The sequence below is a fragment of the Burkholderia sp. SRS-W-2-2016 genome (assembly GCF_001931485.1).
In the GTDB taxonomy this organism is placed as follows: Bacteria; Pseudomonadota; Gammaproteobacteria; order Burkholderiales; family Burkholderiaceae; genus Paraburkholderia.
Window position 1 is genome coordinate 1 of record NZ_MSDV01000060.1, and the last position, 23,526, is coordinate 23,526.

The window sequence follows — 23,526 nt, forward strand, 5'->3', positions numbered from 1 at the left end:
GGACCGTGAAACGACTCTACGCCGATGATAGTGCGGATTGCCCGTGTGAAAGTAGGTAATCGTCAGGCTTCTTATGCAGTACGTCCAGAACCCCGGTGTCTCCGAAAGAGTGCCGGGGTTCTGGCGTTTACGAGCGGAAAAAGGCCACTGCGTACGGTACGGTACGCGAACCGGTCGCGGTTCCTGTCGTCACTGCCTTCCCATCCGCAACGCGTCCGCGTAGCCCGTCAGTTCCAGATACGCGTGCCCGACCTCCGCATTTGCACGGCTAACTCGCGCCGCACCTTCCCAATACACAGCACCGGTCGATTGTCGTGAATCGAGTTCCTGATCGTCCATCAGCGGATCGAGTTGCCATGTCAGCGCACCGGTCCTGACCGTCATCGACACGGGATACGATGCGCCCGTGCGCGGCGAGCGCCACGTGCGAACAGGCGTGAAGTCGACCTGATCGGGGGCGAAGTTCGTGATCCGCCCGTCGGCCTGGCGAAGCGTCGCGTGCGCCCAGATAGCGCCGCCGTCGCGGCGACGCATCTTGAATGCCATCAGCGCCGCGCCGTCCTTCAGATTGGCGCCCACCCAATCCCAGCCAACCGCATCGGTGGCGAGGTAGGTGCTCGACCATTCGTGATCCAGCCATGCCGTGCCTGTCACCGTCGTAGCGTGCTGCGACGTGTTGCGCGATACCGCCGGCCGTACGACGCTGCCGGTCACGCGCAATTGCGGCTCGCTGTAGTAATAGCTGGCCTGCTCCGGCCGCGGTCCTTTGCGCGAGTAACCGCGTTCGCCCTGAAGCAGCGGTGCCTGCGTCGGCGTCAACGCGAGATGCAACGAGAAGCCGGTCGCATCGACAGTGACGTCGTAATGGCCATCCGCGGCGCGGGTCATTTTCCAGCCGTCGAGCTTGACGTCGGTATTGGCGGGCTTCGCGTACGCGAGCCCGAAACCCTCGCGAGCGATACGCTGATCGTGAACTAGGTGTCCGATCGCCGGATCGCTCAACGCCGCATGCGCGATGATCAGTTGCGATGGTGCAAACGCGCTCGGATCGGCTGTGTCGTGGCCCGTCGCGGAACGGAAGAACGTGATCTGAAAGCCGAGCGGCTGGTTGTCGGGCGTGTTGAGCCAGCCGGTCGCATACCACCATTCGGTGCGAAAAGCCGGGTGTGCGCCGGTGTCTGCGGGAAAGCTGAGCGGATGATCGGGCGTGACCGCGGCGAAGGCGGCCGGGGCGGAAGCGGGTGCATCGCCGCCAGCGGCAAAGGCGGGAAAAACGCCGGTAAATGCGACGGTAGACGCCACGGCAGCAGCGACATACAGCAAGCGGGGAAGATGAGAGTAACGCGAGCGATGCATCGAACCGCTGCTCCTGCGGGCAGCAGTACTCGGTACTCCGAATAGAGCGTCCCGCACATCCACCGCCAAACGGCACATCTTCGTGCGCATCACCAATCCTCCTTCACCGCGCGCACCGCATCCACCGACACCGCGCCGCGTCCAGCGACCACCGCGGTCGAGCACGACAGAATCAGCATCACGAGCGCGACCGTGCCGAGCACGAGCCACGGCACATGCAGCGACATGCTCCAATGAAACGACTGCGGATTGACGACGAATACGAGGATCAGGCTGATCGCGAAACCGAGCGCGAAGCCGAGTGCAATGCCGCAAGCGGTGAGCAGGCCGCCTTCCGACGCGAGAATCGCAAGGATCTGGATGCGTGTCACACCGACGTGGCGCAGCATCCCGAACTCGCGGGCGCGTGCGAGCGTTTGCGCGGAAAACGTCGCGGCGACGCCGAATAATCCGATCACGATGGCCACCGCCTCGAGCAGATACGTGACCGCGAAGCTGCGATCGAAGATCACCAGCGTACGCGCGCGGATGTCACCCGGTTGCGACAACTCCAGCGACGCGCCAAATGGCAGCGCCCGCAACCCGTCGATCACGCGTTCGACGCGCGTACCTTGCGCGACTGTCACGGCGACATCGGTGGCGGTGGTGTCGCCGGTCAAGCGCCGGTAGTCGGCAAGCCGCATCTGGATTGCGCCGCTCTGGCGCGCGTAATCGCGCCAGACACCGGCTACGACGAACACCTGGCCAGGCGCGCCGAGCGGCAACCGTACGCGTTGACCCAACCGGTATCCATACAGATCGACCATTGCTTCGGAGACCCAAACAGGTATTTCGCCGGCGTGAAGCGCGGCAGGCGACAGTACCGCGCCGGTCATCTGCAGATTCGCGCCGGGATCGGCCGCGTCGATTTCGCGCGCAAGCAGCGCAACGTCCGGTCGTGCCGGATCGAGCGTCAGATGGGTGATGCGCGCAAACGCGGCGCTTCTGATGCCGGCCACTGCCGCGATCCGCTTCTGTTCGCCGGGCTGCAAGCCGCCGCTGTCGCTGCTATTGCCACCGGACGCTACCCGCACATACAGATCCGCGGACAGCAGATGCGTGACCCACGCATCGACGGACACGCGAAAGCTCGCCACCATGATCGCCATCGCGACGATCAGCGCGAAGCTCGACAGCACACCGCCCATTGCGATCGATGCCTGCCCCGGCGCATTCGCGAGACGCGCGATCGCCAGCGTGCCCGTCGCGCCGGCGCCGCCGCGTGCGCCGCGCACCCGGCTCGTCGCGCCGAAGATCAGCGCGGTCACGCGCGGCATCAATGCGATGCCGCCGACGAGCAGCAACGCGACCGCGAGATAACCGGCAATCGGCGTATCGAACCACGGCGGCAGCCGGGTCAGAACGCCGGCGATCGCCAGGCAGGCAAGCGCAGGCCACGGCGTCGCGAGCCGGGCCAGTGCGCCTTCTTCGGCGCCGGCCTTGAGCGCCGCAGCCGGACGGGCCCGCGCGGCATCGATTGCGGGCGCGATGCTGCCCAACACCGACACCGCGATGCCGAGCAACAGAAACACCGCGCTCGCGAGCGGCTCGAAACCGACCCGCGGCTGCACCCCGGGAAAATAGCCGCCGCCGAGATCGCTGCCGAAAAAGCGCAGCGCGCCGCTGGCCATCGCATAGCCGAGCACGAGTCCGCACAGCGATCCGAGCACCCCGAGCAACGCACCCTCCAGCAGAATCTGGCGCAACAGCTGCGCACGCGTGAGGCCGAGCACGCGCAGCATTGCGAACTGCGAGCGACGCCGCACGACACTCAGCGCCTGCGTCGAAAACACGAGGAACGCGCCGGTGAACAGCGCGACCAGCGCGAGCACGTTCATGTTGATTCGATACGCGCGCGACAGGCGGTCGGTGCGGCTTTCGGTGTCGCGCGTTTCGGCGACAACCCACGCGTTGCCGAGCCGCGCCTGCAGATCCCGCCTGAAGCGCTCCCGGTCGATGCCGCGTTCGAGCTGCACGTCGACGCGCGACAGCTTGCCGATTTTGCCGAAGCGCCATTGCGCGGCGGCGATATCCATCACCGCGAGCCGCTGACCCGGCCGCGTACGCCCGAGTCCGCCCGCGATGCGCAACTGCACGTTCGAGGTCCCGCTGCGCAGCGTTAGCCGATCTCCGGTTTTGACGTTCAGCCATTGCTGCGCGGCGGTCGACAGAAACACCGCATCGGGCGATAGCGTGTCGAGCGGCTGGTCCGGCGACGGCACGCCGAGCAGATCGGGTGTGATACGACTCGCCTTGAATACGTCGATGCCGAGCACCGGCAGCGCGTCGCGCTGCCCGGGCACCGTGACATCGAACGTGAGCACGGGACTTGCCAGCGCGACGCCGGGCCTATTCGCCAGCCGTGGATAAATCGACTCGTCGATAAAGGGCTGGGCGCCGCGTATCTGCAAGTCGGCCTGACCGGACAAGCTGCGGGTGGCCGCCGAGAATTCGTTGAACGCCGCGCTGTTGATCAACTGCACCGCATAACCGAGCGCGACGCCCAGCGCGATCGTGGCGATGGCGACCAGCGCGCGTGCCCGATGACTGCGCCATTCGGCGCCGAGCAGCCAACGCGCGAGCACGCGATGTCCGGGCGTGCGCGGCAGCGGGCGAAGTTCAGCGGCCATCGTCGTTCGAGCGGGCGGCGGCATGCGCAACGTGGGCAACGGCTCGTGCGGGCGCCGCGTGCAAGCCGCCGTCGCTGAGGATCAACACGCGATCGGCCACCGCGGCGGCCGCCTCCGAATGCGTGACCATGATCGTCGCCGCGCCGGTCGCCTTGCTTTGCGCGCGGAACAGCGCTAGCACGTCGTGCGCGGTGGCGGGGTCGAGATTGCCGGTCGGTTCGTCGGCGAGGATCAGGGACGGACGATGCACGAGCGCACGCGCGATCGCTACGCGCTGCAGCTCGCCGCCGGACAGTTCGCGCGGAAAAGCGTCGCCGCGTCCGCCCAGACCGACCGCCGCCAGCATCTCGAGCGCGGCGGCGCCCGGCAGGTCATTGAGCAGCAGCGGCAGCGCGACGTTCTGCGCGAGCGTCAGATGCGGCAGCACGTGAAACGCCTGGAACACGAAGCCGAGCTTTTGCCGGCGCAGACGCGTCGCGGCGTTGTCGTCGAGTTGCTCGACCGCGCAGCCGTCGATCATCACGCTGCCGCTATCGGCGCGGTCGAGTCCGGCGATCAGATTGAGCAGCGTCGATTTGCCGACTCCCGAGTCGCCCATGATCGCGACGAACTCGCCCGCCGCGAGCGTGAAGTCGAGCTGCGCGAGCACGATGCGGCCGCTGCCGTAACGCTTGCTGAGACCGCGACATTCGAGTGCGGGAGCGGCGGCGTCGGCGGGAAGCGTCATGCGGGAAGATCCGGAAAAGGGTGGCCGACGAGGGGCGTCGGCCGGACGGAACGAGTGTGCCTTGTCGCGCGGATTCGCGCAGCAAACCGACCGAGCGCCTTCGCTTTTTGTAAGGAAAATGGAAGTTTGGATGGCGTGACGGCAGGGTGACCCAGACGGTTCGTAAGGTCCCGCGGAAGCAGCTCTGCGCGGATATTCACGGGCAGATTTAGAGGGCCGCGCAAAAAATTTTTTATCGCGCGAGCCCCGGAATTTTGTCCTGGACGGTGAATACGCAGTTCTCAAACAGGCGAGGAGAGCAGGATCCATTCCACCCGTTCCGTCCCCGGAAAAAGCAAACGCTTAAAAGTTGTCAAATCCATCGAACTACGCGCCTTTTGCGGCCAAAAAATTTAGCGCCCGCAAGCGATCTGTAACAATGTGCAAGCGCACATTTTCATGCGTTTTGCAAGGGTGCGCGTCACAACAATAAATTGTGGCGCGGATTCTCGCGCTGTTGCGATGCAAAAATATCCTTATCTTGGTAATCTCCCACCCTTGGTTAGATGACCGCGGGTAAACGTGTAGCGGAAAACCCGTTTACATGTCCATTTCAGCGAACTCCAGCTTACATATCCATTTCAGCGCCAGCTGTTTTCAGTGGCGCTGAGGCGGCGTTTTGTACATCAAAGTTTGACAGAGCACATGCCATTGCCTCTCCTAAGTCTTCTCATCTGGATTCCCATCGTCGCCGGACTCGTGGTGCTGCGCGCCGGCTCCGACGCCGCGCGTAACCGCACGCGCTGGCTCGCGCTGATCGGCGCGGTGGCGGGTTTCCTGCCGGTGATCCCGCTCGTCGCGAACTTCCGTAACGACGTGACCTCGATGCAGTTCGTCGAGAACGTCCGCTGGTCGCCGACGTTCGACATCGCCTGGCATGTGGGGATCGACGGGATTTCGCTGTGGCTCGTCGCGCTGACCGCGCTGACCACGATCATCATCGTGATCGCGTCGTGGGAGTCGGTCACGCAGCGCACCGCGCAGTACTTCGGCGCGTTCCTGATGCTGTCCGGTTTCATGCAGGGCGTGTTCACGTCGCTGGACGGGATGATGTTCTTCATCGCGTTCGAAGCGACGCTGATTCCGCTGTATCTGCTGATCGGCACCTACGGTCACAAGAACCGTACGTATGCGGCGGTGAAGTTCTTCTTCGTGTCGCTGCTCGGCTCGCTGATGATGCTGATGTCGCTGCTCTATCTGTTCGCGCAGACCCACAGCTTCGACCTCGCGGTGTGGCGCGAGGCGCAACTCGGCATGGTGCCGCAGGCGCTGATCTTCCTCGGCTTCCTCGCCGCGTTCGGCGTGAAGGTGCCGATGTGGCCGCTGCACACGTGGCTGCCCGACGTCCACCTCGACGGCCCGACCGGTGCCGCGGTGATGATCGGTATGCTGAAGATCGGCGGCTACGGTCTGCTGCGTTTCGCGCTGCCGATCGCGCCGCAAGCGAGCCACTTCTTCGCGCCGATGATGATCACGCTGTCGCTCGTCGCGGTGATCTACGCGAGCCTGCTCGCACTCGTGCAAACCGACATGCGCCGTCTGCTCGCGTATTCGACGGTTGCGCACATGGGCCTCGTCACGCTCGGCCTGTTCGTCTTCAACCGCTTCGGCCAGGCCGGCGCGATCGTGCAGATGATCTCGTACGGCGTGGTGTCGGGCGCGATGCTGCTGTGTACCGGCATGCTGCACGACCGCACCAAGACCGCGTCGATCGCCGAATTCGGCGGCGTCGCGAACACGATGCCGCGCTTCGCCGCGTTCGTGATGCTGTTCTCGATGGCCAATATCGGCTTGCCGGGCACTTCGGGTTTCGTCGGCGAATTCATGGTGCTGATGGGCGCGATCCGTTTCAACTTCTGGATCGGCGCGATCGCCGCGAGCACGCTGGTGCTGAGCGCGGCCTACACGCTGTGGATGTACAAGCGCGTGATTTTCGGCGCGATCGCCAATGCGCGCGTCGCCAATCTGAAGGACCTCGGCAAGCGCGAATTCGCGCTGCTCGGCGCGATGGCGCTGCTGGTGCTCGCGATCGGTATCAATCCGAAACCGTTCACCGATGCGATCGACCCGTCGGTCGGCACGCTGCTCGCGCAGTCGGAACGCTCCGCGCTGCCGGGCGATGCGACGCCGGACGGCAACGAGCATCTTCAAGCTGCGACGCCGACACCGGCGCCGGCTGCCGCCGCCGCGCAAAACCCGGGTTAATAGAACAAGGCGCAAGAGCCGCTGTCGCATCCGCGCGTCGGGATGCGGCGGCGCTCTTGCGCTTTTGCGCGTCCGCATCGCCTCCTTGATTGAAAACGAAAGGCGTTAGGTCATCAAAGCCGCACGCTGTCCAGCGGTTTTCGAGGGCTTATTTGAGGGGGCTTTGCGACGCGTCAACTTTTCGATGCTTTGTTTCAAGGCGTCGCAAACGACGCTTGCAGGATCAGGTGTGTGGGGAATTGCGACAACGTGTCACACGATGTCGCAACGCAATAGATCGTTGCTAAATCGAGTGTTTATTGACAATCAGGGCACCCCTATTATGCGAGCGCTTATTAATGGAGAGCCGTCGAATGACGTTCGTTGAAGTCAAAAAAACGAGGCAAGGAATATGAAAGCAAGGGCTCTGACCAGGCCGGCAAGCGTTCTTTCCGCCAGCCTCTTGTTGCTGCTGTCGGGTTGCAGCAACCTCGATATTTTGAATCCGAAGGGCAGTGTGGGCGTGGCGGAGCGCGATCTGATCGCGACTTCGACGTGGGCCATGCTGATTGTGGTGGTGCCGGTGATCGCGCTCACCCTGTTTTTCGCGTGGCGTTATCGCGCGTCGAACAGGAACGCCGACTACCAGCCGGGGTGGACGCATTCCACCGCGGTTGAAGTCGTCGTCTGGACGATTCCGACTTTGATCATTCTGTTCCTCGCCGTGCTGACGTGGCGGACGACTCATGAGCTCGATCCGTATCGCCCGCTCGAGTCGCAGGTCAAGCCGATCAACGTCGAAGTCGTCGCGCTCGACTGGAAGTGGCTGTTCATCTATCCGGACCTGGGCATCGCTTCGGTCAATCAACTGGCGATCCCGGTCGGTACGCCAGTGAATTTCCGCATTACGTCGGACACGGTGATGAACTCGTTCTTCATCCCGCAACTCGGCGGCCAGATCTACGCGATGGCGGGCATGCAAACGCGCCTGCACCTGATCGCCGATCACGCCGGCGACTTCGCGGGCACCGCGGCGAACTTCAGCGGCAAGGGCTTCTCGGACATGAAGTTCCGCACGCTCGCCACTTCGCCTGAAGAGTTCAACGCGTGGGTCGCGAAGGTGCGCGCTTCGTCGGACCGTCTCGACATGGACCGCTATCACGCGGTGTCCGAGCCGAGCGAAAAGGATCCGGTGCGTTACTTCTCGACGGTCGATCCGAAGCTCTTCAACAACATCATCGCCCGCTACAACAACGGCAACGTCCTCGACAACATGCAGGACGCTAACTGTGCGCCTAAGGGGTAACGCATGTTCGGAAAACTAACGCTCGATGCGATCCCGTATCACGAGCCAATCATCGTAACGGCGGGCGCGGGGATGATCCTCGCCGCGCTGGCCGTGCTCGGCGCCATCACGTACTTCGGTAAGTGGCGCTACTTGTGGACCGAATGGCTGACCTCGGTCGACCACAAGAAGATTGGCGTGATGTACATCGTCATTGCTTTCATCATGCTGCTGCGCGGCTTCGCCGACGCGATCATGATGCGTATGCAACTGGCGCTGTCGTACCTGTCGCCCGGCTTCCTGCCGCCGCATCACTACGACCAGATCTTCACCGCGCACGGCGTCATCATGATTTTCTTCATGGCGATGGCGTTCATGGTCGGTCTGATGAACCTGATCGTGCCGCTGCAGATCGGCGCGCGCGACGTCGCGTTCCCGTTCATCAACTCGCTGAGCTTCTGGATGACGGCGGTCAGCGCGATCCTGATCAACATTTCGCTGGTGATCGGTGAATTCGCGCAGACCGGCTGGCTTGCGTATCCGCCGCTGTCCGAACTGCAGTTCAGCCCCGGTGTCGGTGTCGACTATTACCTGTGGAGCTTGCAGCTCTCCGGTATCGGTACGCTGCTGACCGGTGTGAACTTCTTCGTGACCATCGTGAAGATGCGCGCGCCCGGCATGACGTTCATGAAGATGCCGGTGTTCACGTGGACCGCGCTGTGCACGAACGTGCTGATCATGGCGTCGTTCCCGATCCTGACCGTCACGCTCGCGCTGCTCGGCCTCGACCGTTACCTCGGCATGCACTTCTTCACGAACGATGCCGGCGGCAACGCGATGCTGTACCTGAACCTGATCTGGGCATGGGGTCACCCCGAGGTGTACATCCTGATCCTGCCGGCGTTCGGTATTTTCTCGGAAGTCGTCGCGACCTACGCGAAGAAGCCGCTGTTCGGCTACAAGACGATGGTGTGGGCGACCTGCGCGATCATGGTGCTGTCGTTCCTCGTGTGGCTGCACCACTTCTTCACGATGGGTTCGGGCGCTGACGTGAATGCGTTCTTCGGTATCGCGACGATGATCATCTCGATCCCGACCGGCGTCAAAGTGTTCAACTGGCTGTTCACGATCTACAAGGGCCGTCTGCAGTTCACGACGCCGGTTCTGTGGACCATCGGCTTCATCATCACTTTCACGATCGGCGGTATGACCGGCGTGATGATGGCGATCCCGGGCGCGGACTTCGTGCTGCACAACAGCCTGTTCCTGATCGCTCACTTCCACAACGTGATTATCGGTGGCGTGCTGTTCGGTTATCTGGCCGGCTTCAACTACTGGTTCCCGAAGGCGTTCGGCTTCAAGCTGAACGAGAAGCTCGGCAAGGCATCGTTCTGGTTCTGGCAGATCGGCTTCTGGGTTGCGTTCACGCCGCTGTACGTGCTCGGTTTCATGGGCATGACCCGTCGTCTGAATCACTACGACAATCCGGCATGGCATCCGTGGCTGATGGTCGCCGCGTTCGGCGCGGTGCTGATCGCAATCGGTATTGCCTGCCAGCTGCTGCAGCTGGTGGTCAGCATCCGCGATCGCAACCTGAAGGAAAACCGCGACCTCACGGGCGATCCGTGGGACGGTCATACGCTGGAATGGGCGACCAGCTCGCCGCCGCCGTCCTATAACTTCGCGCATATCCCGGTGGTGCAATCGCTCGACGCGTTCACCGAAATGAAATCGCGCAAGGGTCCGCAAGTCGTGCCGCCGTATCGCGACATTCATATGCCGTCGAATACGTCCGCGGGTCTGATCGTGGGTCTGTTCTCGCTGGCGTTCGGTTTTGCGGCTGTGTGGCACATCTGGTGGCTTGCGATCGTCGGCCTGGTCGGCGCGATCGGCACCGTGATCGTCTACAGCTTCCAGAAGAACGAGGGCTACTACATTCCGGCCGACACTGTCGCGCTGATCGAAGAGAAACGCAGCGGCGGTGCTGCCGCCAGGACCGGCGCCGGTAACGGTGCGCAGGTCGCGCTGGAGGTTGACTGATGTTACAGAAGACTATTGCGGTTGAACCGCATCATCATCACGACGCGGACCATCCGCCGTCGCACTCGGTGTTCGGTTTCTGGCTGTACCTGATGACCGACTGCATCATCTTCGCGGCGCTGTTCGCAGTGTTCGCGGTGATGAGCCATCAGTTCGCCGGTGGTCCGAGCGGTAAGGATCTGTTCGAGATCCCGGGCGTCGCGCTGGAAACGGCGATGCTGCTGCTCTCCAGTATCACGTACGGCTTCGCGATGCTCGGCGCGCACAAGAACCGCAAGGGTGCGCTGCTCGGCTGGCTGGGCGTGACGTTCCTGCTGGGCCTCGCGTTCCTGGTGCTGGAAATGCGCGAGTTCTCGCACATGATCGCCGAAGGCGCGGGTCCGAGCCGTAGCGCGTTCCTGTCGTCGTTCTTCACGCTGGTCGGCACGCACGGCCTGCACGTGACGTTCGGCCTGATCTGGATGGTGGTGCTGGCCCTGCAGGTGATGCGTCATCGCGATCTGACCGAGCGCGACATGATCCGTCTGACGTGCCTGAGCCTTTTCTGGCACTTTCTGGACGTCGTCTGGATCGGCGTTTTCACCTTTGTTTATCTTGCGAGCGTGATCTAAATGGACCATAGCCATAGCGCCCACGGCGCGCACTCGGAAGGAGGCCACGGCAGCTTCGGCAGCTATATGGCCGGTTTCGTGCTGTCGGTGATTCTGACCGTCGCGGCCTTCGCGATCGTGATGACCGGCACGCTGACGGGCTCGAACGCGCTGTTCGCGATCGCCGGTCTCGCCTTCGTGCAGATCATCGTGCATCTGGTGTTCTTCCTGCACATGAACACGTCGTCGTCGCAGCGCTGGAACGTGACCGCGTTTGCGTTCACCGCGCTGACCGCGCTGATCGTGATCGGCGGGACGTTGTGGGTCATGCACAACGTCAGCATGCATATGATGTCGCGATAAGACTCGAGCGCGTTAGCGTTTCAGTCTGAAAGAAAAAGCCCCGCAAGGACTTGGTCCTTGCGGGGCTTTTTGTATTTGGGGCGGGGCTGGTGGTGCGCGGGTTGCAAGCGTTCGTGCAGAGCGTGGCATTGTCGGTTCACTGCGACGCGTGAAGGGGCAGGGAGGCCGGCAACGCGGCTACACTGACGCCAATGAAATCTGGGCCGCCGGATGCTGATACAAGGAGGACTTTCCGATGAATGCTCTGCTCGACTGGTTCGCGGCGGCGAGGTGGCGCATGTCCCTGTCTCACTGCCTCGAGGGATTGCTGGTTCAGGTGCCGATCGGGCTATTGCTGAACTTTCGGATTGGCGCGCTGGCCGTGATCGTCTGGTACTGGTCGAGAAAGAAGCTCGAGTGCGAGTTCGAAACCCTGGGTGCCGAGGAGTCGCTCGCTTTCGAATCGCATGCCTATACCTGGTCGATCGGGTGGCTGCCGTGGCAATGGGATGCTTACAAGGTATTGGACGTAGTGCTGCCGGCGTTGTCCGCGACGTTGATCGCAATGGTCATGCGTGATTACAAAGGGTTACTGCCGGTATTTTAGCGGCCATCCCTGTTGGTGATTTGAGCAAGGGACTCGCGAACAAAAGCGACTCGTGAAAGCACGGTGTATTGCGCGTGCGAGTCAGTGTGACCGCTATATTCATTGTCAAATCCGGATCGATCGCGCTGCTGTAGATGAACAACAATATCAGCCATTACTTCGACGTTAATTCGTTGCGGCTCTGCCAGATAATTAAATGATTTGCAATAGAAAAGGGCGGAAAAGGAGATAGGGAATTGAAAGTGTAGGCGACCTGCAAGCGGTGTGTAACCACGAAAACGTTTGTTCGTCACGCAATGCTCGTGATATTTGCTGTAACAGTTGGTAATTGATACCTGTTGCAAAGGCGCGACTTGGGGAAAAATCCTAAATTGTAATGGCCTGAAAGAATTCTCTTGCGGTATCATTGCGCCCGGCGCGCTACCAGCCTGCCATTTCGTCTCTTTCAGTGTGTCCGCCGGCCCAGTATTAGTCGGGTTGCGCGGTATTTTTTGCTCCCCCATCTCGATCTGAGATCGTGAAGGAATCGGCGCTGCAAGCGTTAGCTCTGCAGCTTCATCGCTTTGGCTGGCGCAAAGCGATGCTGGCGGTAGCAGTAGATGTCCTAATCCCGCATGTTTGCGATGTCAATTCGCGCGTTTTAAACAAAGCGTGCTGTTGCAAAATGAAAACGGATAACTCCATTTACAGATCATGCAAAAACAACATCGCGTGAAATCGAGGGGCCAGTGAGTACAAATGGGCCGCGTGTAGTCGTTGTCACTGGCGCTAGTGCCGGACTCGGGCGCGCGCTGGCCTTAAGTTATAGCGCTCCAGGCATCGCGCTGGGATTAATCGCGCGAAACGCCGAACGTCTGGACGCGGTCGCCGCGGAGTGTCGCGCGCGCGGCGCTGAAGTCGTGACTGGCTGCGTGGACGTTCGTGATGCGGCCGCACTGCAGGCGTGGATTTTCGAGTTCGACGCACAACACCCGATCGACCTGCTGATCGCCAATGCCGGTGTCGCCAGCACGCTGCGCTCAATGGACGACTGGGAAGGCACCGCTCGTACCGCCGAAGTTGTCAATACCAATCTCTACGGTGCTTTGCATGCGGTGCTGCCTGCCATCGAGCGCATGCGCGCCCGGCAGCGCGGCCAGATTGCAATCGTTAGTTCGCTCGCCGGCTTGAGAGGGATGGCAATCTCGCCGGCCTACTGCGTGAGCAAAGCCGCGCTCGTGGCGTACTGCGATTCCGTGCGTCCGGTTCTCGCCCGCGACCATATCGGCATTTCAGTCGTGATGCCCGGTTTCGTGCGAACCGCGATGAGCGACGTTTTTCCCGGCAACAAGCCGTTCATGTGGAGCGCCGAAAAAGCCGCGCTGTTCATCAAGACGCGCCTGCATCGGCGCCGCGTGGAAATTGCGTTTCCGTTCAGTTTGACCCTCGGTCTCAAGTTGCTGCGTTTGTTGCCCGCGACCGTCGCGGACGCAATCCTTGGTTTCCTGTTTCAGATCCCTCGTCGGAATATGTGAAGTGCTGCCCGGTTTGACAATCGCGGCCGCGCTGGTCGCATGCTCCTTTGCCGTCGAGGCGATCTCCGTCACGAGATCGTCGCTGCGTCGGCCGCCCGTTGCACTGATGTTGCATCTGGTGGCGCTCGCCGTCGTGACGGCGGGGTGCATCGCGCTGACGGGCCGGCCGTTATTTTCGACGGGCGTCGTGCTCGTGCTGATTGGAGTGCTCGCCGTCGTCGGCAATGCCAAATATGCGTCACTGCGCGAACCGCTGGTCTTCAGCGACCTGAGTCTCTTCAGCCAGGTTTTCTCGCACCCGCGTCTGTATTTGCCGTTTCTCGGTTTCGGAAAACTCGTCCTCGTACTCGCCGGCATTGCCGCCGCGGTTGGCGCGTTCATTGCCGAACCACCCACGGTACTCGCGCACCGAGGTGTCGCGGCCGTCGTTGCGTTGATCTGTCTGCCGGTGTGCATCGCGCTGGCGCGGCGCCTGCCGCTCACGCTGCAGCCTTTTGCGGATCAAGTCCGGTTCGGTTTCTTCGCTGCGTTCACGGCTTATCTGGTCAACGGTTTGAGCCGCGCGCAACGGCACGCGTTTGCTCGCGCGGCGGCTGCCGGCCCGTTTTCGTCGGGTCGTCCGGACGTTCAGCCGGACGTCATCGTGATTCAGAGCGAGTCGTATTTCGACGCTCGCCGGCTCGGCGGAGGTGTGTGCGGCGCGCCTTATACGCATTTCGATCGCGCACGGCGCGAGTCGTTCGAGCAGGGCGAGCTGGCGGTGCCGGCCTGGGGTGCCAATACGATGCGCAGCGAATTCGCGATGCTCACCGGCCTGACGTCCGCCGCGCTCGGTTACGCGCGCTTTTATCCGTATATGTTCGTGCGCCGGGCGTGCGCGTCGCTGGCGGGTTATTTCAGCCGCGGCGGCTATCGGACGGTGGCGGTGCACCCGTACTACGCGAACTTCTTCGGCCGTCGCCGCGCGTTCGCGCACATGCATTTCGACCGCTTTCTGGACATCGCGGACTTCGACGCCGCGGCTCGCGTGGGGCCCTACGTCGGCGATCTGGCGGTGGCGGACAAACTCATCGCTCTCCTGCAAACCCGTGATGACAAACCGCTGTTCGCGTTCGCGATCACGATGGAGAATCACGGGCCTTTGCATCTGGAGACGGTGTCCCACGGCGAAGCCGCGACGCGGCACACGCTGGGAGACGACGCGCGCTGGCACGATCTGACCGCGTATCTGCGGCACGTGGAAAACGCGGACGCGATGATCGGCAAGTTGACCGCTTATCTGCGCGAGCGCAAGCGGCCGACCGTCCTGTGTTTTTATGGTGATCACGTTCCTGCCATGTCTTCCGTATTCGACGCGCTCGAAACGGAACCGACGCGCAGCGACTACTTTATTTGGCGCAATTTCGGCAGCGACATCGGCACGCGCCGGGATGTGAGCGTCGAGACTCTCGGTTCCACGATACAGCGCGCGATGACGCCCGCGGAACGTGTCGGAACCGATTCGCGAAACAAGTTGCAGCAGATGCCGGCATGATGATTGAAAAAAAAATTGCGATTATTGGGATAGCGTGTCGCTTTCCCGGCGGAGTGACTGGGCCTGAAGACTTCTGGCAACTGCTGTGCGATGAGCGCGACGCAGTGACCGCCGTGCCTGCCGATCGATTCGGCACGGCGTTCTACCAGCATCCGTCCAAAAAGGAAGCGGGCAAGAGCTACACGTTCTCGGCGGGCGTGCTCGATAACGTGGCCGGCTTCGATGCCGCGTTTTTCGGCGTGTCGCCGCGCGAGGCAAACCAGATGGATCCGCAGCAGCGTCTGCTGCTCGAACTCGCATGGGAAGCGTTCGAGGACGCCGGTGTGCGTCCGGCGGAGATGCGCGGGCGCGACTGCGGCGTGTTCGTCGGCGCCGCGGCGATGGACTACGGCAACCGCAGCATGGACGATCTGAACTGGATCGATGCGTACTCGGCGACGGGCAACACGCTCAGCATCGCGTCGAATCGCGTGTCCTATCTGTTCGATCTGCGCGGGCCGAGCATGTCGGTGGACACCGCCTGCTCGTCGTCGATCGTCGCGCTGCATCAGGCCGTGCAGGCATTGCAGTCGGGCGAGACCGAAATGGCGCTCGCGGGCGGTGTCAATCTGCTGCTGCACCCGTTTGGTTTCGTGAGTTTTTCGAAGGCGTCGATGCTGTCGCCGCGCGGCCGCTGCCGTGCATTCGATGCAACCGGCGACGGCTATGTGCGCGCCGAAGGCGGTGCGTTCGTACTGCTCAAACCGCTCGAGCGCGCGCTCGCGGACGGCGACACGATTCACGCGGTGATCGCCGGCTCAGGCGTTAATTCAAACGGCCATTCGCATGGCGGCATCAGCGTGCCGACGACGGCGATGCAAGCCGACCTGCTGCGCTCGGTGTATCGCCGCGCGGGCGTCGATCCGCGCTCGCTCGCCTATCTGGAAGCGCACGGCACGGGTACCGCTGTCGGCGACCCGATCGAGGCGCGCGCGCTGATCGAAGCGGTCTCGGGCGCTCGCCCGGCCGACGATCCGTTGCTGATCGGCTCGGTCAAGACCAACCTCGGACACCTCGAAACCGCGTCGGGCATGGCCGGCCTGCTGAAGGCGATTCTGTGCCTGAAGCATGGCGCGGTGCCGCGCTCGCTGCATTTCGAAAAGCCGAACCCCGCGATCGATTTCGAAGGCGGCCGCCTGCGCGTGGTCGACCGATTCACGCCGCTCGCGCGCCGCGACGGCGCGCCGCTCACGATCGGCGTCAACTCGTTCGGCTTCGGCGGCACCAATGCTCACGTCGTGCTCGCCGAGGCGGGGGGCGTGTCCGCGCCCATCGCGCCTGCCGCACCTGCCGTGCCTGCCACGCCTGCCACGGCCAGCGCGCCGGAGGCGGACGCGGAGGCGGACGCGAATGCGCCGCTGGCGCCGCTCGTCCTCACCGCGCGCTCGCCGGCTGCGCTTGCCGCACTCGCCGCGCGCTACCTCGCGCGCCTGCAGGGCGGCGCCGATTGGGCCGCGCTCGCGGCCGGCGCCGCGCGTCGCCGCGAATGGCACGAGCAGCGCGCGGTCATCGCACCGCCGGATCTCGAAGCGGGCCGCGACGCGCTGCGGATGCTTGCGGACTCGTCCGCGCAGGCGCTGCCGGCTTACGTCGCCCAAGGCCAGGCGGTGGCGGCGTCCAGCAAGGTCGCGTTCGTCTATGCGGGCAACGGCTGTCAGTGGGCCGGCATGGGCAAGCAGCTCTATGCGGAAGACGCGGGATTTCGCGCGGCGCTCGACGAAGTCGACGCGCTGTGGTGCGCCGACGGCAGCGACTCGCTGGTCGACGTGCTGCGCGCGGGCGCGAGCGCCGAATGGCTCGCGGCGACGGAAAACGCGCAGCCGCTGCTGTTCGCGATCCAGGTCGGCATTACGCGCGCACTCGAAGCGCGCGGTATCGATTGCGATGCGGCGGTCGGCCATAGCGTCGGCGAAATCGCGGCCGCGTGGGCCGCCGGTGCGCTGACGCTCGCCGAGGCGGTGCGCGTGATCCGCATTCGCAGCGGCGCGCAGGGTCTGACGCGCGGCACCGGCAAGATGGCGGCGGTGGGCGTTGGCGAAGCCGACGCGCGCGATCTGATCGCCCGTCTCGGTCTCACGCAGACGGTCGAACTGGCCGGCACCAACAGCCCGGAAGCGGTCACGCTGGCCGGCTCGCCCGAGGGGCTCGAAGCGATCGGCGCGGCGCTCGCCGCGGACGGCAGCTTCTTCCAGGTGCTCGATCTCGATTACGCGTTCCATAGCAGCCGCATGGACGTGATCGAGCCGGTGGTGCGCGCGGGTCTCGCCGATCTGGCGCCGCGCGAAGGCACCAGGCGCTATGTGTCGACCGTCACCGGCGACACGCTGTCCGGTACCGCGCTCGACGCCGGTTACTGGTGGCGCAACATCCGCGAGCCGGTGCGGTTCGGTCAAGCGCTCGCGCGTCTTGCCGACAAGGGCGTGCGGATGTTCATCGAAATCGCACCGCACTCGATCCTGCGCCACTACGTGAAGCAGACCCTCGCGAGCCGCAATCTCGCGGGAGCGGTCGTGCCGACGCTCAAGCGTCATCACGACAGCGCGCAGATGCTCGCGCATTCGATCCTCGCGGCGGTCGCGCACGGCGCGCGCGTCGATCTCGACCGCTTCGTGCCGCTCGCGCCGCAGGGCTCGCAGACGACGCTGCCGACCTATCCGTGGCAGCGCGAACGCTACTGGCAGACCGCCACCATCGAGGGCTACAACCTCGTGAACCGGCGCGTCGATCATCCGCTGCTCGGCTACCGCCTGCACGAACATGCGTTCGGGTGGGAAAACCAGCTCGATCCGCAACGCGTGCCGATGCTCGCCGATCACGTCGTCGATGGCGGCGTCGCGTTCCCGGGCGCCGGCTATGTGGAAATGGCGCTGGCCGCGGCGCGGGTGTTTTTCGGCACCGCGGAAGTCGCGCTCGAGAACCTCGAAATTCGCATGCCGGTCGTGTTCCAGCCGCAGCACGGCAAGCTGTTCCGCTTCGTGATCGATGCGCGCACCGCGTCGTTTACGATCCAAACGCGCGAACGCATGAGCGATGGTCCGTGGAATCTCAACGTGACGGGCCGTCTGCTCGAAAGCGGCAGCACGCTGGATGCGCGGAGCGTGGCCGACGAGTCGGTGCTGGCGAGCGTCGAAGCGAACTCCGCGATGGACGGTGACGCGCTCTACGCAAGCACGAATGCGATCGGTTTGAGCTACGGTCCGGCGTTCCGCTGGGTGAGCAAGGTCCACGTGCAAGGCGACGATGCGCTGGCCGAACTGGCGGTGCCGAAGGCATTGGGCGGCGCCCAGGCGCTGGCCGGCTGGCTGCTGCATCCCGCGCTGATGGATAGCGGTTTCCATCCGCTGTTCGCGGTGCTCGGCCAGGCCGGCGCGGCGACCAGCGACGCGCGAGCGGCCTTCGTGCCGGTTCAGATCGGCCGCGTCGATTATCTGCGCGGCGACTCGGTGCGCCGCGTGCTCGCGCGTGTGCAGCGCCGCAGCCCGCATTCGATCGTCGCGTCGTTCGAATTCCTCGACGCCACTAACGCGATCGTCGCGCGCCTGTCCGCGTGCCGGTTCCGCCGCGTCGACCTGACGGGCCGGCGCCATGCCGCGCCGGCGCGCTTCGCTTACGCGCTCGAAGCGCGTCCGCTGCCGGAAGACTTCACGGCTGCCGCGCTGCCCGCGCCGGCTGCGCTGCTCGAGCGCGCGAGCGCGCGTGTCGCGTCGCCCGAGGGCAGCGCGCAGCGCACGAATCACCTGACCGAAACATTGCCGCTGCTCGACGTGCTCGCGGGCCTGTATGCGTTGCACGCGCTCGATGCGATCGGCGCGTTCGCGCAGCCGAAGCTGCCCGCGCTGGCCAACGCGCCGCTGCTCGCGCGCCTTGCGCAGATCGTCGTGGAAGACGGACTCGCCGGTTTCGAAGGCGAGCGTCTGGTGCGCGACGACGCGGCTTGCGCGGCGATGCCCGAACTCGACGCGCTGTGGCGCGACGTGCTGGCCAGTTCGCCGGCGCACGTTGCCGAACTGACGCTGCTCGCGCACGTCGGTGCGGCGTTGCCGCGCGTGCTCCGCGACAGTGCCGACGCCGCGCCGGCGTTGCTGTCGCCGACCGGGCGCAGCCTCGTCGAGCAATTTTTCGACGCGTCGCCGACGTGGTCGCATGCGCGCGCGCTGCTCGCCGCATGCACGCAGGAGGCGCTGGCAGCGTGGCCGCGCAAGCGTCGTCTGCGCGTGCTGGAAATCGGCGCAACCAGCGGCGACGTGCTTCAGCCGCTCGACCTCGGCATGCCGGCGGCGCAGTGCGAGCACGTGCTCGCGGGCACCCACCAGCAGCTTGCCGCGCTCGATGCGGAAGCGCACAGCCATGTGCAGACGCTGCTGCTCGGCGAAAACGACGCGCTGTTCGCGCATTGCCGCGACGCCGCGCCGTTCGACGTGATCGTCGTCAACCGGATGCTCGGCGAACAGGCCGAACCGCTCGCCGCATTGCAGGCGATTGCCGGGCGGCTCGCGCCGGGCGGCATCGTGGTGCTCGCCGACGCGCGCCGCAGCCGTTTCTCCGACCTCGTGTTCGGCACCGCCGGTCACGAAGTCGCGGCCCAGACTTACGGCGCGCTCGCGCCGGCCGCGCTGCAGTCGCTGTGCGAGCGCGCCGGTCTGCAGGACATCACGCGTCATCTGGAGCAGGATCTCGATCTGGAAGGCACGCCGACGCTGCTGGTCGCGCGCAAGCCTGACGTTGCGCAACAGCTGCAGGCCAGCCCGGCCGCGCAACAGCCGTGGCTGCTCGTGCAAGCGGACAACGACGCGTTCGGCGCCGCGCTTGCGCAGGAACTCGCGCGTCGCGGCTGCCGGGTGGCAACGACGAACGTGCGCGAAGCGGCTGCCTCGATCGAACGCGGCAATCCGCAAACGCAGATCGTGTTCGTCGCGCCGTTCGCAGCGCTCGACGACGCCAGCGGCGCCGACGTGATGCACGCGCAGCAGGGCGGCGCGCTCGCGCTCGCCACGCTCGCACGCGAACTCGATGCGGCCGGCGTCGCCGCGCAGGCGCGCGTGTGCGTGATCACGCGCGGCGGCGCACCGTTCGTGCAAGGGCCCGCCACGGCGACGCAACCGGAGCAGGCGAGCCTGTGGGGGCTCGGTCGCGTGATGGCGAACGAATACCCGGCGCTTGCGCTGCGTCTGCTGGACGTCGCGGGCGCCGCTAGCGAGGCGGTGCCGCAACTGGCGCACGCGCTGCTGCACGACGACGGCGAAGAAGAAGTGCTGCTTACCGCACAGGGTCGCTACGTGCCGCGCATGCTGCCGGCGCAAACGGCGCAGCGGCAGGCGCCGCATGACGCATTCACCGCTGAGCGGGCGGCCGGTCCGGCACCCGCGGTGCTGGCGTTCGACATGCCCGGTTCGCTGCGCAACCTCGAATGGTTTGCATTGCCGGCGCGCGAACTGAATCCCGGCGAAGTCGAGATCGCGCCGGTGGCCACCGGTCTGAACTTCCGCGACGTGATGTACTCGATGGGCCTGCTATCCGACGAGGCGGTCGAAACCGGCTTCGCGGGCGCGACGATCGGTATGGAACTGGCGGGCCGTATCGTGCGGGTCGGCGCGGGCGTCGAAGGCCTCGTGCCCGGCGACGCGGTGCTCGGTTTCGCGCCGGCTTCGTTCGCGACGCACGTGGTCACCCGTGCTAGCGCGATCGCGCGCAAGCCCGCGGCGATTTCGTTCGAAGCGGCCGCGACGATTCCGACCACCTTCTTCACCGCGTACTACGCGCTGTGCGAGCTGGCCCGGCTGCGCCGCGGCGAGCGCGTGCTGATTCACGGCGGCGCGGGCGGGGTCGGCATCGCGGCGATCCAGATCGCCCGTCACCTTGGCGCGGAAGTGTTCGCGACCGCCGGTGCCGACGAGAAGCGCGAGTTCGTGCGCCTGCTGGGCGTCGATCGCGTGTTCGACTCGCGCAGCCTCGCGTTCGCCGACGACGTGCGCGCCTGCACCAACGGCGAAGGCGTCGACATCGTGTTGAACTCGCTCGCGGGCGAGGCGATGGTGCGCGGTATCGATACGCTGCGCCCGTTCGGCCGCTTTCTCGAACTCGGCAAGCGCGACTTCTACGAGAACAGCCAGATCGGTCTGCGGCCGTTCCGCAACAACATCAGCTATTTCGGCATCGACGCCGACCAGCTGATGGGCGTACTGCCCGAACTCACCACGCCACTCTTCGAGGAAGTGATGGCGCTGTTCGAGGACGGCGTGCTGCATCCGCTGCCGTATCGCGCATTCCCCGCCGCGCGCGCGGAGGAGGCGTTCCGCTACATGCAGCAGGCACGCCAGATCGGCAAGGTGCTCGTCACTTATGGCTCGGGCACCCCCGCGCCGACGCGTGGCGTCGCGCAGCCGGTGCCGCGGCTCGATCCGCAGGCGGCGTATCTGGTCGTCGGCGGCACGGGCGGTCTCGGCTACGCGAGCGCGCGCTGGATGATCGCGCGCGGTGCGCGTCACGTGACGCTCGCCAGCCGCGGCGGCGCGCTCGACGCGACCCGGCAGCGGGAACTCGAACGCTTGCGCGACACGCATGGCGCGAGCGTGACCGTGGCGTCGTGCGACGTGACCGACGCGGCGGCGCTCGATCGCCTGATCGACAGCATCGAGGCGCGCGGCACGCCGCTCAAGGGCGTGCTGCACTCGGCGATGCGCATCGACGACGGCCTGCTGCGCAACCTCGACGACGCGCGCATGCTCGCCGTGCTCGAACCGAAGGTGGCCGGCGCATGGAATCTGCACCGCGCGACGCGTCGTTGCGCGCTCGACTTCTTCGTGCTGTATTCGTCGGCGACGACCTGTCTCGGCAATCCGGGCCAGGGCGCATACGTGGCGGCCAACAGCTTCCTCGAAGCGCTGGTCGCGCATCGCCGTGCGGCCGGGTTGCCCGCGACCTTCATGGCATGGGGGCCGATCGAGGACGTCGGCTTCCTCGCGCGCAACAGCGTGACGCGTGAAGCGCTGCAGGCGCGCATCGGCGGCGCGTCGATTACCTCCGACGAAGCGCTGACGGCACTCGGGCGCGCGCTGGCGAGCGGCGCGGCCGGCGAAGCGGTCGTGCGTCTGGACTGGGCGGCGATCGCGCGCGGGATGCCCGCGGCGCAGGCGCGCCGCTACATGGCATTGCAAGCCGGCGGCGGCACCGAGACGACGAGCGAAGACGGCGCGCTGCTCGAACAGTTGCGCGGCTTGCCCAAGGCCGAAGCGGTCGCGCTCGTCGAGACCGCGTTGCGTGCGCACATCGCGCGCATTCTGCACATGTCGCCGGAGCGCGTCGCGCTCGACCGCTCGGTGCTCGAACTCGGGATGGACTCGCTGATGGGCATGGAGCTCGGGATGGCGGTCGAGGAATCGTTCGGCGTGAAGCTGTCGATCATGGCGATTGCCGAAGGCGCGACCGTGCATACGCTCGCCGTGCGCATCGTCGACATGCTCGACGACAGTGCGGGCGACGGCGCCCAGGGTGCGTCGAACGATGCGACCGACGCGGTCGCCGCGCTGGCCGCGCGCCACGCGCTGGGCGAAGACGAGGCGCGCGTGCTGCTCGAACGCAATCGCGGCAATGCCGGTCAATCGAACGATCAACAAGGAGACCAGTCATGTCAGTCGACGTCGGCGTTCGTGCAGTAAAGCTGCCCGCGGGCTGGCAGGCGAGCGAAGGCACGCTCGCGCGGCCGCTCGAACTGTCGGGACATGGATTGCACACCGGACGGCGCGTGAACGTGCGCATTCTTCCGGCCGCTTCGGCGCGGCTCGACGGCGAGCGGCACGGGATCGTGTTTCGCCGCATTCACAAGGGGCGCCCGCTCGGTACGGTCGCCGCCGATCCGGCGCTGCGGCGCGGCCAGCCGCTGTGCACGATGCTGCACGGCAGCGACGGCCTCGGCGTGCGCACGGTCGAGCATCTGCTCGCGTCGCTGCTCGCGTGCGAGATCGATCACGCGGTCGTCGAACTCGACGCCGAAGAGGTGCCGATTCTCGACGGCAGCGCGCAGCCCTGGATCGACGCGCTGCGCGCGTGCGGGCGTACCGCGCTGGCGCAGCCGAAGCTGTTCCTGCGCGTGCTCAAAAGCGTGAGCGTCGCTGACGGCGAAGGCGCGGCGCGTCGCGAGATGCGGGTCGAGCCGGCCGACGACTATGCGCTCAGCGTGCATAACAACGACCTCAAAGGTTTCGGCGACATGGAGTGGCACGGCACGCTCACGCCGCGCGCGTTCGCCGATGAGATCGCGTCGTCGCGCTCGTATGGACAGATCAAATGGGCGGTGCCCGCGATCGTGGTCGGCTATCTGCGTGGTTGGCCGATTCTGCGCGGCGCGCGGCTCTCGTGTACCGCGGCGATCGTCGGCAAGCGGGTGGTCGGCGGACTGCGCCAGCCCGACGAGTTCGTCCGGCATCGCGTGCTGGATCTGGTCGGCGATCTCGCGCTCGCGGGCGCGCCGTTGCTCGGTCACGTGAGCGCGCGGCGGCCGACACATGAAATGAACTACCGGCTGCTCGCCGCGTTGCTGGGCACGCCCGGCGCGTACGAGTGGGTCGAGGCGCACGCGTAAGCGGCGCCGCACATACAGGCTG

Annotated in this window: 14 protein-coding genes; 10 read left to right on the forward strand and 4 right to left on the reverse strand. The window is 65.1% G+C overall.

Annotated features, from left to right (window positions below; translation table 11 throughout):
* Nucleotides 1-189 precede the first annotated feature (189 nt).
* The 3 genes from BTH42_RS25920 to BTH42_RS25930 all read right to left on the reverse strand — a co-directional run bounded on the left by BTH42_RS25920 (nucleotide 190) and on the right by BTH42_RS25930 (nucleotide 4,752).
* A complete protein-coding gene (locus tag BTH42_RS25920; RefSeq protein WP_075304104.1) occupies nucleotides 190-1,302 on the reverse strand; it encodes a lipocalin-like domain-containing protein in 1,113 nt (370 codons plus the stop codon).
* 143 nt (nucleotides 1,303-1,445) lie between these two features.
* On the reverse strand, nucleotides 1,446-4,025 hold the full coding sequence (locus BTH42_RS25925; protein ID WP_075304033.1) for an FtsX-like permease family protein: 2,580 nt from the start codon (nucleotides 4,023-4,025) through the stop codon (nucleotides 1,446-1,448).
* Nucleotides 4,015-4,752, reverse strand: coding sequence for an ABC transporter ATP-binding protein (locus BTH42_RS25930; protein WP_075304034.1), 738 nt, complete (start codon nucleotides 4,750-4,752; stop codon nucleotides 4,015-4,017). The genes BTH42_RS25925 and BTH42_RS25930 overlap by 11 nt, the downstream gene beginning before the upstream one ends.
* Before the next feature lie 684 nt (nucleotides 4,753-5,436).
* Between BTH42_RS25930 and BTH42_RS25935 the strand changes: the two genes are divergently transcribed.
* From BTH42_RS25935 to BTH42_RS25960, 6 genes are all read left to right on the forward strand, one after another.
* Entirely contained in the window at nucleotides 5,437-6,996 is a 1,560-nt protein-coding gene (locus BTH42_RS25935) for a NuoM family protein (protein ID WP_075304035.1), read from the forward strand.
* A 391-nt stretch (nucleotides 6,997-7,387) separates the two neighbouring features.
* Entirely contained in the window at nucleotides 7,388-8,281 is an 894-nt protein-coding gene (cyoA, locus tag BTH42_RS25940; RefSeq protein ID WP_075304036.1) for a ubiquinol oxidase subunit II, read from the forward strand.
* A 3-nt stretch (nucleotides 8,282-8,284) separates the two neighbouring features.
* Nucleotides 8,285-10,300, forward strand: a complete 2,016-nt coding sequence (gene cyoB, locus BTH42_RS25945; RefSeq protein ID WP_075304037.1) for a cytochrome o ubiquinol oxidase subunit I — start codon at nucleotides 8,285-8,287, stop codon at nucleotides 10,298-10,300.
* Nucleotides 10,300-10,911 (forward strand): cytochrome o ubiquinol oxidase subunit III, encoded by a 612-nt coding sequence (cyoC, locus tag BTH42_RS25950; RefSeq protein ID WP_075304038.1) that lies wholly within the window; start codon nucleotides 10,300-10,302, stop codon nucleotides 10,909-10,911. Before cyoB ends, cyoC begins: the two co-directional genes overlap by 1 nt.
* A complete protein-coding gene (gene cyoD / locus BTH42_RS25955; protein WP_075304039.1) occupies nucleotides 10,912-11,253 on the forward strand; it encodes a cytochrome o ubiquinol oxidase subunit IV in 342 nt (113 codons plus the stop codon).
* Nucleotides 11,254-11,488: 235 nt separating this feature from the next.
* Entirely contained in the window at nucleotides 11,489-11,839 is a 351-nt protein-coding gene (locus tag BTH42_RS25960) for a hypothetical protein (protein WP_075304040.1), read from the forward strand.
* Here the strand turns inward: BTH42_RS25960 and BTH42_RS35015 are convergent.
* Entirely contained in the window at nucleotides 11,836-12,342 is a 507-nt protein-coding gene (locus tag BTH42_RS35015; RefSeq protein WP_143752209.1) for a hypothetical protein, read from the reverse strand. The genes BTH42_RS25960 and BTH42_RS35015 overlap by 4 nt on opposite strands.
* Nucleotides 12,343-12,567: 225 nt before the next feature.
* On the opposite strand from BTH42_RS35015, the gene BTH42_RS25965 reads away from it, so the two are divergent.
* From BTH42_RS25965 to BTH42_RS25980, 4 genes are all read left to right on the forward strand, one after another.
* Nucleotides 12,568-13,353, forward strand: coding sequence for an SDR family oxidoreductase (locus BTH42_RS25965; RefSeq protein ID WP_075304041.1), 786 nt, complete (start codon nucleotides 12,568-12,570; stop codon nucleotides 13,351-13,353).
* 106 nt (nucleotides 13,354-13,459) lie between these two features.
* On the forward strand, nucleotides 13,460-14,887 hold the full coding sequence (locus BTH42_RS25970) for an LTA synthase family protein (protein ID WP_083654917.1): 1,428 nt from the start codon (nucleotides 13,460-13,462) through the stop codon (nucleotides 14,885-14,887).
* A 2-nt stretch (nucleotides 14,888-14,889) separates the two neighbouring features.
* Nucleotides 14,890-22,581, forward strand: coding sequence for a type I polyketide synthase (locus BTH42_RS25975; RefSeq protein ID WP_143752212.1), 7,692 nt, complete (start codon nucleotides 14,890-14,892; stop codon nucleotides 22,579-22,581).
* Nucleotides 22,551-23,504, forward strand: a complete 954-nt coding sequence (locus BTH42_RS25980) for a UDP-3-O-acyl N-acetylglycosamine deacetylase (protein ID WP_075304042.1) — start codon at nucleotides 22,551-22,553, stop codon at nucleotides 23,502-23,504. Before BTH42_RS25975 ends, BTH42_RS25980 begins: the two co-directional genes overlap by 31 nt.
* The last annotated feature ends 22 nt before the right edge of the window (nucleotides 23,505-23,526 follow it).